The sequence below is a fragment of the Mycobacterium sp. NGS22 genome, assembly GCF_059813095.1.
Genome location: NZ_JCALDY010000016.1, coordinates 19919 through 38050 on the forward strand (window position 1 = coordinate 19919; position 18132 = coordinate 38050).

Sequence of the window (18132 nt, forward strand, 5' to 3'; positions counted from 1 at the left end):
GGCAGTGGGTGGCCGCCCCGGCGTCAGTGTTGCCACTGGTTGAAGGCGTACATCGCACCGGACAGGATCTGTGAGATCGGATCGGCGCCGCCGCCGAAGGTGGCCTGAGTGGCCGGGGCGGTGACAGCCGCGGGGTCGTAACCGTTGACCGGGTCCACCTGCACCGGAGCGGTCAGCGGGTCGTCGTTGCGGGAGTAGCCGGCGTTGACCGAGGGCAGCAGCACCGTGTCGAGCTTGTTCAGCGTCCCCTCGTCGACCCCGAGATATTGGAAGGGCAGCACCAGCGGAAGGTGCCGTTCGGGAATCAGAAAAGTGGTGGTCGTCGCACCGCGGGAGTTGACCGTGCTCCGGATGTTCTGCGGCGGCACCACGCTGGGGTTGGTGAACGCGACCGCCGTGTGCCCGGTCATCAGCCCCACCAGCGTATTGGCCAGCGACATCCAGTTGTCCGGCCGGTCGGGGAAGTCGGCGATCGAGTCGTATGCGGAGATGAACATCCTGGTGTCGTACTGGCTCTCGACCGGTGGCGGCACCGGATAGTCGAGCGCGGGGACGATGCTGCCGACCGGGAACATGGCGGTCAGGAAACTCTCGCCGAACGCGTGCCGAGCAACCGGATCGCCAAACGTGTTGAATGTCAAGTGATCTGGCGGCGGAGCGTTGGGATCGGTGGCGAGCCGTGCCTGCACTTCGTCAAGCACCAGCGCACCCTCGGACAACCCGATCACGGTGCCGGGACCGCCTCGACCGATCGCCGCAGTGAGATTGTCCGCGCCGACCAGGACCGATTCGCCGACGCTCGGACCGTCCGCGCCCAACCCGGGCATCATCTCGTCCAGCTTGGCGATGCCGGGGAAGAGGCGTCCCAGGACGTGGCCCTGGACCTGGCCTGCGGGGTAGTCGACGATCTGGCGGCGCCGGGTGGGGAGCCAATCAGCCCCCTCGCGACGGATGTATTCGTCGTACGGGATGCCCAGGACGTGCGCGCCGCCCAGGGCGTACGCCAACTCGTCCGTCGGCGTCGGAACCAGCGGCGTTTCGTCGGCTCTGGCAACCGGTGTGCCGAAAGATGCTGCGGCAGAGTCGATTACCAATGTCATTGCCAGCGCGACAGCCCCCGCGAGTAGTTTCTTCATCCCTACTCCTCGCCTGCTCGATTCGGTTCGTAGTCTGTCACACGTCACGCGTCCGTGCCGACCCGGCGTGGTCTCGGCCGGGATGGCCACCAGCTGGCCTGCCCGATCAGCGCAGCGACCGCCGGGACCAGCACGGTGCGCACCACGAAGGTGTCGAGCAATATGCCGACACCGATGATGAAGCCGCCCTGCACCACGGTGCTGATGGTGGAGAACAACAGACCGCACATCGAAGCGGCGAAGATCAAGCCTGCCGCGGTGATCACGCCCCCGGTCGAGCCCAGCGCGCGGATCACGCCGTACCGCATGCTGCGTGGCGACTCGTCGCGCATGCGCGAGACGAAGAGCATGTTGTAGTCGGCACCCACCGCGACCAACACCACGAAGGCCAATGGTGCCACGCTCCAATGCAATTGCTGGTGCAGCAGGTATTGAAAGACCAACACAGCGATACCCAGCGCAGACAGGTACGAGATCACCACGGTGCCGACCAGGTAGAGCGGAGCGATCACGGCTCGCAGCAATGCCATCAACGTCAGCAGTACGACGATGATGGTCACGGCGATGATGAACCGGATGTCATGGTCGTAGTAGTTGCGCGTATCGCGCAGCGTCACAGGGTATCCCGCCATCGAGACCTTGGCGTCCGCCAGCGCGGTATTCGGCTGGGCTCCCCGGGCGGTGGCGGTGATGGTATCCACCTGATCCATCGCCTCGGCGCTGAACGGATTGAGCTTGGTCTGCACCAGATACCGCACCGTGTGCCCGTCCGGGGACACGAACATCTTGGCGGCCTTCTTGAACTCGTCCAGTTGCAGCAACTGAGCCGGGATGTTGAAGCCGGCCATGGACGGTTGTGCCGCCTCGTCTTTCATCGCCAGCAGAAACGCCGACGCCTCACCCAGCCCCGCGCCCAGTTGTTTGACTTGTTCGACGAGCTGCTCCACTCCGTCAGCCAACTGTCGGCTGCCACCCGCGGAGCGGTCGGCGCCCTGTTGGAGTTTGGTCAGGCCGCCCTGGACTCCACCGGGCTGATCCAGTCCCGCCGCATGCACGGCCTTGTTCAACTGGGTGAGCGTTGCGCGCAACCGGGTCACCGTCGCATCGAGGGTCTGCCGATCCTGGAACGTCTGCATCTGTCGGGCCAGATCGTTGATCCGGTCGATGCTTCCGTCACCGCTCACCTGCATCATGCGCTCGAACTGGGCACGGGTATTGCTGCAGGACGGGTCGGCGTTGCACACCATGTTGTTCTGCAGGGCGGCCAGCACCGGTCCGATCCAGCCGAACATGTCTCGCACGGCCATGAAGTTCAGCCCCATCGCATTGCCCAGCGCGTTGACGCTGTTGACGAGCTTGGCGGCGGTCTCGACTTCCGCAACCAGCCTGTCGCCCCCGTATTGGCTTCGCATCGAGGCGAACTCGTCGATCAGTCCTTGGAAGCTGGACACGATCTGGGTCACCTGGCCGCGGGCGTCGCGGAGGTTGGTCGCCAGCAGATCGGCGCCGTTCACCAGGCGATTCAGGTCGTCGGTGTGGTCGCTGATCAAATCTGAGGCACCGCCCAGCCGAGCCCCGATGGCTCCGGCCTGATACGTGGCCCGCAACTGTTCCGGCACGACCCCGGTCGGCCGGGTGACGCCGCTGACCGCGGCGACATTCGGCAGTTGGCTGACACGCTCGGCCAGCTGTTCCAGGTCGGCCAGCGCGCGCGGCGTGCGCAGGTCATGCGGTGAGGAGATCAGGATGAATTCCGGGATGGACTGGTTGACCGGGAAATGATTCTCCAGGGCGGCATAACCGATCGAACTGGGAGCAGACGGCGGCACGGCCTTGCGGTCGTCGTAGTTGTAGCGCACCAAGCCCGCGCAGCCGGCCAGGATCGCCAGGACCAGCACGCTGGCGACCAGGTGCGATGTCGGGCGCCGCACGATGCGAATGCCCGAACGCCGCCACCACCGGGCGGTGAGCTCACGGCGCGGCTTGACCCAGCCGCGCGGGCCGGCGATCACCAGGATCGCGGGCAGCAGGGTCAACGCAGCCAGGAATGCCACACCGATCCCGATCGCCGACGCCACCCCGACGGTCGAGAAGATCCCCATCCGCGAGAAACTGATCCCGAGGAAGGTGATTCCCACCGTGGCGGCGGATGCCGTGATCACCTTCCCGATCGAAACCAGCGCTTTGCGGACCGCGTCGTCGCAGTCCGCGCCGGAGCGCACATAGTCGTGATAACGGCTGATCAAGAACACCGCGTAGTCCGTCCCCGCGCCCGCGATCATCGCGCTGAGGAAGACGATTGACTGATTCGACACCCCCAGACCGGTCAACTGCGAGACACCGGCCACCACGGCTTGGGCGATCACCAGCGAACCCCCGATGGCGATCAACGGCAGCAACATGGTCACCGGATTGCGGTAGACGACCAGCAGGACGAGGAGCACCAGGACGCCGATGGCGATCTCGATCGGCAGCCGGTCGTGCTGACCGGCTGCGGTGAGGTCGGCGACGGTGGCCGCGGGTCCGGTGAGATGCACTTTCAGCGAGGTTCCGGCCGGCGTTTGGGCAACGATGTGCCCGACGGTGTCGGAGACCTTGTTGAAGGCGGCGTAGGACTTCGGAGTGCCCAGTTCGCCTGCCAGGCCCACCGGCAGCACCCAGGATTTGCGGTCCTTGCTGGTCAGGGCGGGACGCAAGGCGGGAGTGCTCACGAAATCCTGCACCATCACGACGTTGCGGGTGTCCTGGCGCAGCGCGTCGACCACCTTGCGGTAAACGGCTTCATCGGCAGGACCGAGGCCGCGCTCGTTGGTCAGCACCACCAGCAGCAGGTCTTCCGAACCCGATTCGTGGAACGCCTCGGTCATCTGCCGGGCGGCGACGCTCGACGGCGCATCCTCGGGCAGGATCGCGATCGGGTGACGCTCGGCCATCTCGTTGAGGGAAGGCAACGTCAGCGGAAGCGCGACCGCGATCGCGACCCACAGTCCGATCACTACCCAGGGCCACCGCACCACCAGATCTGCTAGCCGTCGCATTTCGTCCTCCTATGCAACGCGTCCCCAGTGTCCGCGGTCGGCGACCTGCGCGCACACGGCTCGCATCGCCTCCATGTAGCGGGCTACGGATTTCTGGGCGACCGGATTGTCCGGGTACATCACCGCCATCGCGGTGCCCTCCCCGTATTTGAAGACGTAGATGGTGAGCTGGTAGGAATACCTGCCGTCGCCGTAGATGCCGATGCTGTCCGCATATCCCATGTCGGCCGCGGCGAGGACGGCGTTGAGCGGAGCTGCGTCCGCGTGCAGGAAATTCGTCACGGGGAAATTGGGGCGGGGCCAACTCAGCCAAGGGGCCAGCTCCAGCGCGCGGTAATAGGGCACCCGCGCCATGTCCAGGCCGGAATCGAAGGACGCTTGTGCTGCCCACGCCGCTTCGCCGAACGATGTCGCCGCGATCGGCACGGTGATGGGCACCAACCCGGTGAACCATCCCTGAGTCATGAAATTGTCCGCACCGGTGCGGGAGTCGCGCGGGGTGAGTCCGTAATAGGTGGCCGCACCGGTGAACTCGTGTTCCACCAGCGCGATGCAGGCGAACAGGCCACCGACGAAGCGGGCGCCGGCGGCCGTGCAGGCCGACTCGAACCGGACCGTCTGCTCGGGGTTCATCAGGATCTCGGTGACCATATCGCTGGTGCACGGCGTCGGCGGGTCACCCAGCGGCAGCGGGAAGTCGGGGAGGCTGCCGTTGTTGTTCTCGGCGAAGTCGATCCAGGCCTGGACCTGCGGTGCATCGACGGTCAACGTCGAGGTGTACTCGCGCTCCCGCACGCAGAAGTCGTCGTAGCTGCCGGCCTCGGGCAGGGCGAGGGTCTGCCCGCTTGTCGTCAACGTGGTGTACATGCCGTGCGACTCGAGCATGGTGATCCCGATCAGCGTCGCGTCGCCGTGGACGTGGTCGATGCAGGCGTAGAAGGTGAAGTGGTTTTCGCTCTGCACGATGCCAAACGTGAAGCAACCCCATTCGAACGCGTTCGGCGTGGCCACCACGTGGTCGTGAATCTGCGAGACGGTCATCTCGCCGTGGTCCACCGGCATGAATTCGATGTCGGCGGGATCGCTGATGGTGCGCCTGACGATGTCGCCGTCCGGGTGGTATTCGAACCAGCTCCGGTAGGTGTCGTGCCGGCGCAGATAGGCGTTGAGCGCACGGTCCATGACGCTGATGTCGCATTCGCCCGGGACCTCGCACGTGGCGATGATCTGGCGCGAGTAGTCGAGCCCGGCGGCGGGACGTTCATAACACCCACTAAGATGCTGCGCCTGCATGTAACTGACCGGCACCGGGCTGACCGGCGCCTGACGCGCCTTCTCGCGCGCCTCGGCGGTCGGGTGCCAGGTGGTGACCACGCCGGGGCGCACCGCCCAATCGTTGATTGAGCCGATCGTGATCTTCCCGATACGCAATGAATTCTCCTTGGTTGGGACCGCTTAGACAGGCCCGCCGGTAGCGACATCAAGATAACCCTTGGCCGTGCGCCGCCGGCGAAATGCGCGGTCACGCGACCGATCGCCAGTGGCCCGGAGCCGGCTCGCGGGGACGGCTAAAGTGTCAACCGGTATGACGTGGATATGAATCGGCACTGCTGCGGGTGCCAATCGCGTGATGCCGACCCGGTACAGCGTCCTTCGTTGTAATACTTGCCGTTGGGAGTAATCCTGCCGCGCAACCAAGCGGCGGTGATGCACTCGGCTACGAACCGTTCGTGGCTACGAAGCCCGGCGCCGAGAGGCCAGCCCAGGGCGCTCGGAGCGATCGCACTCCAGGCAGAGAGGACACATGCATGGCAACCGTCGAGAACCCGGTCGAGCCTGCCTCGGGTTTCGCGATAGTCGGTTACGCGATTCGCGTTCCCGGCGCTGCCGATGCGGACGAGTTCTGGGACGTGTTGCGACAGGGGCGGGACGCGATCTCCGAGGTACCGCCGGACCGCTGGAGTGTCGAGGAATTCTTCGATTCCGATCCTGACGCGCCCGGCAAGATGGCGACCCGCCGGGCCGGGTTCATCGACGACGTAGCCGGGTTCGACGCGCCGTTCTTCGGGCTGTCCGCCCGCGAAGTCCGGCTGATGGACCCCCAGCACCGACTGCTGCTGGAGACGGCCTGGCGCGCCGTGGAGCATTCGGGCACCGCCCCAATGTCGTTGGCCAACACCAAGACCGGTGTGTTCGTGGGTCTGTCCACCCACGACTACCTGGGGATGGCCTCCGCGGAGTTGGACTACCCGGAGATCGAGGCCTACATGGCCATCGGGACAGCGGGTGCCGCCGGCGCGGGACGGATCAGTTATCGGCTGGGGCTGCAGGGCCCGGCCGTCACCGTGGACACCGCGTGCAGTTCGTCGTTGGTCGCGGTCCACCAGGCTTGCCAGGCGTTGCGGCTGGGGGAGTGCGATCTCGCGCTCGCCGGCGGTGCCAACGTGCTGATCAGTCCGGCGACCATGATCACGTTCTCGCAGGCGCACATGCTGGCTCCGGACGGCCGGTGCAAGACCTTCGACGCGGCCGCCGACGGGTACGTACGCGGCGAAGGCTGCGGTGTCGTCGTCGTGAAGCGGTTGGCCGACGCGATCCGCGACGGTGACCGGATCCGCGCGGTGATCCGGGGCAGCGCGGTGAACCAGGACGGCGCCTCGGGCGGGTTGACGGTGCCCAACGGTGTCGCCCAGCAGCGCTGCATCAGCGAGGCGCTGCAGCGCGCCGGGGTGGCACCGCGCGACGTCGGATACCTGGAGGCGCACGGAACCGGGACATCGCTGGGTGACCCGATCGAGGTCCAAGCCGCGGGCGCGGTGTTCGGCGACGGACGCGAGGCCGACCGGCCGCTGCTGATCGGATCGGCGAAGACGAACATCGGTCACCTCGAAGCCGCGGCGGGAGTAGCCGGCCTGGTCAAGGTCATCCTGGCCCTCGAGCACGGGGAACTGCCCAAGCACTGCAACTTCCGGAACCCGTCGCCGCACATCCCGTGGGACCGGCTGGCGGTGCGGGTGGTACGAGAGACCATCCCGTGGGAACGCAACGGTACGTCCCGGATCGCCGGAGTCAGTTCGTTCGGGTTCTCCGGAACCAACGCGCACGTCATCCTCGAGGAGGCCCCGGCCCCGGCCCCGGTTGCGGCGCCCGAGTCGGTCGAGCAGCCCGAACACCGCCGGTTCGACGTGCTTCCGTTGTCGGCACGCAGCCCGGCCGCGCTGATCCAGATCGCCGATCAGTACCGCACCTGGTTGGCCAAGCATCCCGGAGCCGCCCTGTCGGACGTGTGCTTCACCGCCGGGGCGGGGCGAACTCATTTCGAACACCGGGCCGCGTTGGTGGTGAATTCGAAGGAGTCCGCCGGAGAGCTGCTCGGCGCCCTCGCCGACGACCGCCCGGCCCCGGGGCTGGTGCGCGGTGTGTGCGCCGACGCACCCAAGACGGCCTGGGTGTTCCCGGGTCAGGGCAGCCAATTCGCCGGGATGGCCCGCGAGTTGTTCGAGACCGAACCGGTGTTCGCCGAGACGATGACCCGGTGCGCGGCCGTGGTCGACGACGTACTCGAAAAGCCTTTGCTGGACGTGATATTCGACGTCGACGACGAATCCACCCTGCGCCAGACCAATTACGCCCAGCCCGCCCTGTTCGCGGTGGAGATGGGCCTGGCCCGGTTGTGGCAGTCGTGGGGTTTCGAACCCGACGTGGTGCTGGGCCACAGCGTCGGCCAGTACTCGGCGGCCTGCGTCGCCGGCGTCTTCAGTCTCGAGGACGGCGCGTTGCTGCTCGCCGAACGTGGCCGACTCTTCGGCAGCCTGCCGGCGGGCGGTCGGATGGCGGCGGTCTTCGCCGCGGCTGAGCGGGTGGAAAGCCTCACCGACGAGTTCCCGCGTCTGTCCGTGGCCGCCTACAACGGAGCGAATACCGTGCTGTCGGGACCCGCGGAGGATCTCGACCAGGCGGTGGCCAGGTTGACAGCCGACGGCGTCCGGTGCGATTGGCTCGATACCAGCCACGCGTTCCACTCGGCGCTGTTGGATCCGGTCCTCGACGAGTTCGAGGCGTTCGCGGGTCACTTCGAATACAGTGCGCCGCAACGCATTCTGGTGTGCAACCGGACCGGCGTGGCATTGGGCAGGAGCGTGCGACTCGACGGGGCCTACTGGCGCCGGCACGCCCGTCAGCCCGTCGAATTCGCCAAGAGCGTGAGCACGCTGGCGGACCTGGGCTGCGCCCTGCTGTTGGAGGTGGGCCCGCAGCCGGTGCTCACCGCCGCGGCCTTGCGGGCCTGGCCGGACCCGGCCACCGCGCCACGGGCCATCGCGTCGATGCGGCGCAACGGCAACGACCACCGCCAGCTCGCCGAAGCCCTCGCCACCGCCTACACCGCGGGCCACCTACCCGACTTCGCCGCTCTGGCGCAACGTCCGGCGCGCAAACTGGACCTGCCCACCTACCCGTTCCAGCACCGCGAGTACTGGTTCCGGGACAAGAGGGTGGCCGCCGCCGCGTCGCCGCACCAGGTGGACGCCGCGCGCACCGAGGCCGTCCGGCTTCTCGAGGACGGCAAGATCGAGGAACTCGCGGCTCTGCTGGATGGCGCCGGCGGCAACCAGCAGACCGCCGAAGTGTTGAACAAGCTTGCAGCGCAACATAACCGGCAACGTAGTGCGCAGTCCATCGCCGACGCCCGCTATGAGATCCGGTGGGAGAAGGCCGCGGCGACACAGGCCGGTGAGGACTCGTGCTGGCTCCTGGTCGGTGGCGAGTCCGACGTCATCGAACCCCTCGTGGCAGCCCTGACCGGACGCGGGCACCGCCACCGGATTCTCGCTCTGCCGCTCTCGGACGGTGACGAGCAGGTGGCCGAAGCGGCGTTGCGCGCTGCGGCAGCAGAAGAGCCGTCGCTGCGGATCCTGCATCTGGCCGCGCTCGACGCGGACCGGGTCCCGTCGACCCGGTCGTTGTTGCGGATGCAACATCGAGTGCTCAGCGGAACCCGGCGCCTGTTCCGCGCCGCGGCCGCCGCCGAACTGCGCACCCCGATCTGGTTGTTGACGCAGGGTGCGCAGCGGGTCACCGACGCCGACACCGTGTCGCCGGTGCAGAGCTGTCTGTGGGGGTTCGGTCGGGCCGCCTCCCTGGAACATCCGCAGATCTGGGGCGGACTCGCCGATCTGCCCGACGACGGGGTCGACGACTGGACTCGGTTGGTCGACCACATGGCCGTACCCGGCGCGGAAGACCAACTGGCGCTGCGGGATCAGGCGATCTATGTGCCGCGGTTGACCCGCCGCGCCGGGTTGCCGGTCGCGACGCCGCTCGAATTGCGCTCTGATGCAACGTATCTGGTTACCGGTGGGCTGGGGTCGGTCGGTCTGGAGATCGCCGGGTATCTCGCGGCGCACGGTGCCCGGCAACTGGTGCTGACCAGTCGTCGCGCACCCGGCGAGGCGGCGCAGTCACGCATCGAAGCCATGCGCGAACAGTTCGGCTGCGAATCCCGGATCGTCACGGCGGACGTCGGCAATCCGCACGACGTGGCCCGTCTGGTGGCCACGCTACAGGCCGAGCTGCCGCCGCTGGCCGGTATCGTCCATGCCGCCGGCGAGATGGGCACCACCCCGCTGCGCGCCCTGGACGACTCCGAAGTCGACCGGGTGTTCGCCGGAAAGGTCTGGGGCGCTTGGAATTTGAGCGAGGCCACCACTGACCTCCGGTTGGACTTCTTCCTCAGCACCTCCTCGATCGCCTCGGTGTGGGGCAGCTTCGGCCAGACCGCCTACAGCGCGGCCAACGCATTCCTGGACGGCCTGTCCTGGCGGCTGCGTGAGCAGGGTGTGCCGGGGGTCAGTGTCAACTTCGGTCCGTGGATGGCGGGGATGGCCGACGAGGACGCCCGCGCGCGGCTGGATCAGCGCGGAGTCAAGACGTTACAGCCCGCTGACGCGCTGGCCGGGATGGCCGAATTCATGGCCGCCGCAGCGCCGCAGGGCGTTGTCGCGCGCATCGACTGGGCGCGCTTCCTGCCGCTCTACCAGCAGGCCGGCAAACGGGCGTTCCTGGCCGAGGTGGAACGTGAGGTGCCCGATCAGGTATCGGCACCGACCTCCTCGGGAACCACCCGCCTGGTCGAACAACTCACCGTGGCCCCGGTGCAGCAGCGGAAGAGAATCGTCCTGCAGCATCTGCGCGACACCGTCGCAGAGGTGACCCACACCGACGGCGCCGAAATCCGTGAGGACGCCGGTCTTTTCGATCTCGGCATGGATTCGTTGATGGCCGTCGAGCTGCGGCGCAAGCTCGAGCAGGCCGTCGGTAAAGAGCTGCCGGCGACCTTGGCGATGGACTATCCCCGGATCACCGACGTCGCCGATTATCTGCTCGACCAGGTCCTGGGTCTCAGTGCACCGGCCTCCGCGCCGTCCGGATCCGCGGCCCCGGCGGCTTCGTCGGCACGGGCGGCGAATGCGTCGGACGAGCCGATCGCCGTTGTCGCGGTGGCGTGCCGTTTCCCCGGTGCGCCCGACCCCGATGCCTACTGGGACCTGCTGTCCGGTGGCGTCGACGCGATCCGCGAGATCCCCGACGACCGCTTCGACATCGACGAGTACTACGACCCGGATCAGGAGACCCCGGGCAAGATCTACACCCGCTCGGGCGGATATCTCGACGCGATCGACGGATTCGACCCGGAATTCTTCGGCATCTCCCCGCGTGAGGCGGTGTGGATGGATCCGCAGCAGCGGCTGATGCTGGAAATCGCCTGGGAAGGCCTGGAACGGGCCGGGTATTCGCCGGCGGCGTTGCGCGGCAGCCGGAGCGGCATCTTCGTCGGGGTCGCGGCCAACGAATACTCGCATCTGCTTTCCAGCGACACGGTCGAGACGATCGAGGCCCACTTCATCACCGGCAACGCGCTCAACGCGATCGCGGGTCGGGTCGCGTTCGCGCTCGGCCTGGAAGGACCCGCGGTCGCCGTGGACACCGCGTGCAGTTCGTCGCTGGTGGCCGTGCATCAGGCTTGCCAGGCTCTGCATTCCGGTGACTGCGATCTGGCGCTGGCCGGCGGGGTCAACGTCTTGCTGAGTCCGGCGTCCATCGTGGCCGCATCGCGGGCCAGGATGCTTTCCCCGGACGGCCGGTGCAAGACCTTCGATGCCGCGGCCGACGGCTATGTGCGCAGTGAAGGCTGCGGCATCCTGGTGCTCAAGCGGCTCAGTGACGCGGTGCGGGACGGCGATCGGATCGCCGCGGTCATCCGCGGTACCGCGGTCAACCAGGACGGCGCGTCCAGCGGCTTGACGGTGCCCAACGGCGGTGCGCAGCAACGGCTTATCACCGCCGCCCTGGCGCGTGCCGGTCTCGGCGGCGGCGACGTCGACTACCTGGAGGCGCACGGAACGGGGACCGCGCTGGGCGACCCGATCGAGGTGCAGGCCGCCGCCGCCGTCTACGGGGCGGGCCGGGACCCGAACCGCCCGCTGCTGATGGGGTCGGCGAAGACCAACATCGGGCACCTCGAATCGGCCGCCGGGGTCGCGGGGCTGGTCAAGGTCGTGTTGTCGCTGCAGCACGAAACCCTGCCGCAGAACCTGCATTTCCAGAATCCGTCGCCGCACATTCCGTGGGACAGCCTGCCGGTGCGCGTGGTCGACGAGGCGTTGCCGTGGCAGGCCAACGGCCGGCCGCGCCGGGCCGGAGTCAGTTCGTTCGGCTTCACCGGCACCAACGCCCACGTGCTGATCGAGGAGGCGCCGTCACCGGAACAGCGCCCAGAAGACGTTGTCGCCGAACCGGATCCGGCGGTCGAGCCGGAACCGGTCAACGTGTTGCCGTTGTCCGCGCGGTCACCGCAGGCGCTGATCGAATTGGCGCAGCGGTACGAGTCCTGGCTGGCGGCCCACCCAGACGTCGACATCAACGACGTGTGCTTCACCGCCGGGGTCGGCCGTTCGCACTTCGAACACCGGGCCGCACTGGTCTTGGATAAAGACGCCTCGGTTCAGGGTGCCCGGGAGTCCTTGCTGGACCTGGCGGACAACCGGTTGCGTCCGGGGGTGGTGCGCGGCGAGTGCACCGACCCTCCGACGACGGCGTGGCTGTTCACCGGCCAGGGCAGCCAGTATCCGGGGATGGCGCGCGAGTTGTTCGACGCCGAACCCGTTTTCGCCGAGACCCTGACCCGGTGCGCGGAAGCGGTCGACGGGATGCTGCCGCGTCCGCTGCTGCAGGTGCTGTTCGCCACCGATCGGGAAACCGGCGGAGAAGCCGGGAAAACCTTGCGGCACACCTCTTTTGCGCAGCCCGCGCTGTTCGCCGTCGAGATGGGACTGGCGCGGCTGTGGCAGTCGTGGGGTGTCGAGCCCGACGTGGTGCTCGGGCACAGTGTCGGCCAGTACGCGGCGGCCTGCGTAGCCGACGTCTTCAGCATCGAAGACGGCATCCGGTTGATGGCCGAGCGTGGCCGGCTGTTCGGCAGTCTGCCCGAGGGCGGCCGGATGGTGGCGGTATTCACCGAGGCCGAACACGTCGAGGAGGTCGCCGACAGGTACCCACGGGTTTCGGTGGGTGCCTACAACGGCCCCAACACCGTGCTGTCGGGCCCGGGCGAGGATCTGGAACAGGTCGTCGCCGCATTCAGCGCCGAAGGAATTCGCTGCACCTGGTTGGAGACCAGCCACGCTTTCCATTCGGAGTTGCTCGAGCCGGTTCTGGGCGAATTCGAGTCCTACGCTGCCGGTCTGACGTTCGCCGTGCCGACCCGGCCGCTGGTCTGCAACCGGACCGGCGCGGTCCTGACCGCGGAAACCCCGCTCAATGCCCAGTATTGGCGACGCCATTCCCGTCAGCCCGTGCAGTTTGCCGAGAGTGTGCGCACCGCGGCCGGGCTGGGTTGCTCGGTGTTGATGGAGATCGGCCCGCAGCCGGTGTTGACCGCGGCCGCGCTGCAGGTCTGGCCGGAGTCGTCGGCGACCCCTCGGGCCATCGTGTCGCTGCGCAAAGGCGCCGACGCCCGTCGACAGATGGCCGAGGCGCTGGCCGCGGCCTACGTCTCCGGCCATCGGCCGAATTTCGCTGCGCTGCAACATGTACCGCGGCGCCGACTCGAACTGCCCACCTACGCCTTTCAGCGTCGTAGGTTCTGGCCCAGAACCTCGGCCATCGCGGGCACCGACGTCGGGGGTACCGCTGCCTCCGGAATCGCCGGCAGCGCCAAAGATCTCGCGTCCGGTGACGTCATCTACACCAGTCGGCTGTCGGTCAAGTCGCAGCCGTGGCTGTCCGATCACGTCATCTACGGCACCGTCGTCGTTCCCGGCGCCACCTACGCGGCGATGGCACTGGCCGCGGTCGGGCCGCCGGCGCGGGTACAGGATGTCTTCTTCTACGAGCCGATAATCCTGCCCGACAAGCACTCTCGCGAAGTGCAGCTGACGTTGCATCCGCTGGAGGACGGCGGTGGCTACACCTTCAAGGTGCACAGCCGCCCGTACGGAGTGCGCGAAGCCGAGTGGTCGTTGAACGCCGACGGAACGGTGGTCACCGGTGTCGAGGAGGAGCCCGCAACCGACCCCGCGGACACGGTGGACGTGGCCATCGAGCGGTTGAGCCGTACCCGTCCGCAACAACTGTTCGACACCTTCGCCGACATGGAACTGGCCTGGGGACCCACCTGGTCCACCTCCCTGAAATCGCTGTGGGTCGGCGACGGCGAGGCGATCGGCGACGTCGTCGTCGGTGAGGAACTGGCCGAACAGCTCGGCAGTGAACCGATCCACCCGGTGCTGCTGGACCTGTGCACCGGTGTCGCCTTTCCCGCCTTCCCCGCACTGATGGCAGCGACCCTGGATGCGCAGGCTCTGCCGGATCTGTTCCTCCCGCTGCGCTACGGGCGGGTGGTCTTGCGGGAACGCATGCCGCGACGGTTCTATTGCCGCGCCACCTGGCAGGCCGGGGGAACGGATAGCGAGACACAGGTATTCGATCTCGACTTCCTGGACCGAGATGGCCGTCACCTCGGCGGGATCCGCGAATTCACCGTCAAACGCGCCCCGCGGGAAGCGTTGCTGCGTGGCCTCGGCGGCGACGCCGCACGGCTGCTGTACACCGTCGGCTGGCACGAAGTACCGCCTCCGGCCGACGACGCGAGCGATGCCGGCAACGCCACCTTGCTGGTGGCCGGTTTCGACAAGCTCGCCGCCGCCCTGCCGGGCTGCCTGGTGTCCGACCGGAGTACCGATCCCGAGCATTGGCAGCGGCTGTTCGCAGCGGCCGAGGAAAGTGGCGCGCCGATCTCGGGAATCGTCTGGCGCAGCGACACGCAACCGGACGTGGCGGAGTCCAGCGCCGAGTTCGCCGCGCGGTTGGAGGACGAGATCGCCGCGCTGCTCGCCGCGGTGCACACGCCGTTGACGAACGAGTCGGTCAAACTCCCACGCGGACTGTGGATCGTCACCGAACGAGGCGTGGCAACCGAGCCCGGCGAGCCGGTCGACCCGGTCCAGGCGGCGCTGTGGGGGCTGGGCCGCACCATCATCGCCGAGCAGCCCATCCTGCGTTGCCGACTCGTCGACCACGACGGGTCCGAGGACGCCGTGCGTCTGCTCACCAGCCTGCTCGCCAACCCCGGTGAAGAACCCGAACTCGCACTGCGACAAGGGAAGTACCTGGTGGCACGGTTGATGCCGTGGGCACGCAGCGGCCACTTGGCGCTGCCGCGTTCGGATGACTACGTCCTTGCGCCGACCGAACGGGGTGCCATCGACAACCTCCGGCTCACCGAGGCGCAGATGTCGCCGCCCAAGGCGCACGAAGTCCAGATCCGGGTGGAGGCAGCCGGTCTGAACTTCCGCGACGTGCTCAACGTGCTGGGCCTCTACCCGGGTGATCCGGGACCGATCGGCGGCGACGTGTCCGGGATCGTCGCCGAATTGGGTTCCGACGTCACCGGTTTGGAAGTCGGGCAACGCGTGATGGGCTTCATGCCGGGTGCGTTCGCCAGCCGGGTCAACGTGCCGGCCCAGTTGCTGGCGCCGGTGCCCAAAGGGATGAGCGCGGTGGACGCGGCGACCATTCCCGCCGCGGCGCTCACCGCGCGGCTCGCGTTCGACTGGGCCAAGCTGCGGGCCGGCGACCGGGTGCTGATCCATGCCGCCAGCGGCGGTGTCGGGCTGGCCGCGGTGCAAATGGCCCGGCAGTGCGGTGCCGTCGTCTTCGCCACCGCCAGCAACTACAAGCGCGCGACGCTGCGCCGAATGGGTGTGGAACACGTCTACGATTCGCGCAGCACGGATTTCGCGGATCAGATCCTCGCCGACACCCAGGGCGCGGGCGTCGACGTGGTGCTCAACAGCCTCACCAACGAGGGTTTCGTCGCGGCTACCGTGCGGGCGACCGCCCAGGGCGGCCGGTTCGCCGAGATCGCCAAGCGCGACATCTGGACGCCGGAGCAGATGGCGGCGGAGCGTCCCGACATCGAGTACGAGATCGTGGCGCTGGACGGGACCATCGTTGCCGACCCGGCGCACATCCAGCGTCTGCTTTGCGAGGTCTCGGACGGATTGGGCAATGGCGAGTGGGCACCGGTGCCGGCCGAGATCTATCCGCTGACCGAGGCCAAGGCCGCCTTCCGCCGCATGCAGCAGGCGCGCCATATCGGCAAGATCGTGGTGCAGATGCCCAATTCGCTTGCTCCGCGCGGTGATCGGAGTTACCTGATCACCGGGGGCTTGGGTGCGCTCGGCCTGCACACGGCCGCGTACCTGGCGCAACTCGGGGCCGGTGACATCGTGTTGACCAGCCGACGCGCACCCGATGCGGACGCAGCCCGGACGATCGCCGACATCGCCGAGCGGTTCCACTGCCGGATCCACACCTTCGCCACCGATGTGGGTGACGAGTCTCAGGTGGCCGCGCTGCTGGAGCAGATCCGCGCCGAGTTGCCGCCGCTGGCGGGGGTGGCGCACCTGGCGGGCGTGCTCGACGACGCGCTGCTGCCGCAGCAGACCATGGAGCGTTTCCGCACCACGTTGGCGCCCAAGGCTTTCGGCGCGCACTACCTGCACCGGATGACCGAGAACGACGATCTCGACTTCTTCATCGTGTACTCGTCGGCGTCCAGCGTGCTGGGTTCACCGGGTCAGGCCAACTACGCCACAGCTAACGCATTGCTCGACGGCCTTGTCGCGCAACGCAAATCGCAGGGGCTGCCCGCGACCGGTGTCAACTTCGGCCCGTGGGCCAAGGGCGGCATGGCCGCATCGCAGGCCGCGCGGGCCAATCTCGGTGCCCAGGGCATGATCGCGCTGGACCCCACCGCCGCGCTGAACGCGCTGAGTGAGGTCATCGGTCACGGGATCGGGCAGGCCACGGTGATCAAGGCGAACTGGCAGCGGGCGGCCAAGATGCTCGGTGGTGCGCGCCCGCCGCTGCTCGACCATGTCCTGCCCAGTGCTGTCGCGGCCACCCCCGGCGACAGCGAGCTGCTGCGGCAGTTGCAGGACATACCCGAGGCGCAGCGGGCCGACTTCCTCACCGAATATCTGCAACGGGAAGTGCAGGGCTTCCTTCGGCTCGCCCAACCCCCGTCCGCGAACAGCCGGTTTTTGGACCTGGGCACGGACTCGCTGATGGCCGTCGAACTGCGCAACCGGTTGTACAGCCAGTTCGGCGGCGCGTTCACCATCAGCGCCACAGCGGTATTCGACTATCCGACGATCAGGGCGCTGGCCGAATACCTGGCCGAGCAGCTGCCGGAGTTCCTCGCTGCATCCGGTGCCGCCGAGTCTGCTGCCGCACCGGAGGTGGAAGCCGCGCCCGCGGCGGAGCCGCAGTGAGCCGCAGCGTCAGAGCTTGGCCAGGTCGTACTCGCCGATGCGGTCGATCAGGACGCGCAACTGATCCTGGGTGGAACCCAAGGTGTTGTCGATCGCGGTGAGTCGCGCCGTGTAGTGCCCCACCGGGTATTCGGCGGTCATCCCGATGCCGCCGTGCAATTGGATCGCTTCCTGCCCGATGTGCCGGCCGGAGCGACCGACCTGCAGCTTGGCGCGGGCGGCGATCACCGGGTCGTAGTTGCCGTCCGCGATCGACATCGCGGCGTACAGGTTCATGCTGCGCGCTAACTCCAGTGACACGTACATGTCGGCCGCACGCTGGGTCAGTGCCTGGAATTTGTTGAGGGTGACCCCGAACTGCTTGCGGGTCTTCAGGTAGTCGGTGGTCAATCGCAGCGCTTCCTCCATCGCGCCCAGCGCTTCGGCGCACAACGCCGACTGGATCCGGATGACGGCGTTGCCGATGGCTCCGGAGACATCAGCGGCATCCTCACCCAACGGTTCGGCCGCGGCCTCCTCGAAGTCGATCTGGGCGCCGCGCTGGCCGTCGAACGTGGGATAGGACTTGCGCTTGACCGTGTCCGCGTCGACCAGGAACAGGCCGGTGCCGCCGTCGGGCAATGCCGCGCTGACCACCAGAGTCTGGGCGCAGTCACCGGCCAGGACGGGGTTCTTGCGTCCACTGACCGTCCACGAATCACCTTGTCGCGCCGCGCGAGTGGTGATCTCGGCGGACGGGCTGCGGTGGCCGGGCTCGAGGTGGGCGAAGGCCAGCAAGCGCTCGCCGCCGGCGACCTCGTCCAGCAGTTCCTGCTGCGCGTCGCTGCCCAACTCGGCGATCAACGCCCCGGGTGCCAGCGCGGCATGCAGCACGGGTTCGGGTGCCAGGCGGCGTCCGATTTCGGTGAGCACCACCGCGATCTCGAGCTGACCGGCTTCGTCCGGGTCGAAGCCGAGACCCAGGATCCCGGTGTCGGCCAATTGGCTCCAGACTTCCCGGCTCCAGCCCAGTTCGGTGTCGATCACTTTGTTGCGGCTCTCGGTGTCGTAACTGCGCGACAGCAGCTCCCGGGTGGTGTCGCGCAGCAGCACCTGCTCTTCGCTCAACTGAAAGTCCATGAC

5 protein-coding genes are annotated in these 18132 nt (G+C 67.7%); 1 reads left to right on the top strand and 4 read right to left on the bottom strand.

Annotation, left to right across the window (positions count from 1 at the left end; all coding sequences use genetic code 11):
• Positions 1 to 23: 23 nt before the first annotated feature.
• Genes pe through AC5Y47_RS16495 form a run of 3 tightly spaced genes read right to left on the bottom strand, consistent with a single transcriptional unit; the run spans position 24 to position 5605 of the window.
• Positions 24 to 1136: an acyltransferase PE gene (gene pe, locus AC5Y47_RS16485; protein WP_499945171.1), complete on the bottom strand. Its 1113-nt coding sequence runs from the start codon at positions 1134 to 1136 to the stop codon at positions 24 to 26.
• A 44-nt stretch (positions 1137 to 1180) separates the two neighbouring features.
• The gene (locus AC5Y47_RS16490; protein WP_499945172.1) at positions 1181 to 4174 is read right to left on the bottom strand and encodes an MMPL/RND family transporter; all 2994 of its coding nucleotides are present in this window, start codon (positions 4172 to 4174) and stop codon (positions 1181 to 1183) included.
• Positions 4175 to 4183: 9 nt separating this feature from the next.
• A complete protein-coding gene (locus tag AC5Y47_RS16495) occupies positions 4184 to 5605 on the bottom strand; it encodes a condensation domain-containing protein (RefSeq protein WP_499945173.1) in 1422 nt (473 codons plus the stop codon).
• Between the two features lie 377 nt (positions 5606 to 5982).
• Between AC5Y47_RS16495 and AC5Y47_RS16500 the strand changes: the two genes are divergently transcribed.
• Positions 5983 to 17010 (top strand): type I polyketide synthase, encoded by an 11028-nt coding sequence (locus AC5Y47_RS16500; protein ID WP_499945174.1) that lies wholly within the window; start codon positions 5983 to 5985, stop codon positions 17008 to 17010.
• A gap of 9 nt (positions 17011 to 17019) precedes the next feature.
• Here the strand turns inward: AC5Y47_RS16500 and AC5Y47_RS16505 are convergent, their stop codons facing one another.
• A complete protein-coding gene (locus AC5Y47_RS16505; protein ID WP_499945175.1) occupies positions 17020 to 18129 on the bottom strand; it encodes an acyl-CoA dehydrogenase family protein in 1110 nt (369 codons plus the stop codon).
• Between the last annotated feature and the right edge of the window lie 3 nt (positions 18130 to 18132).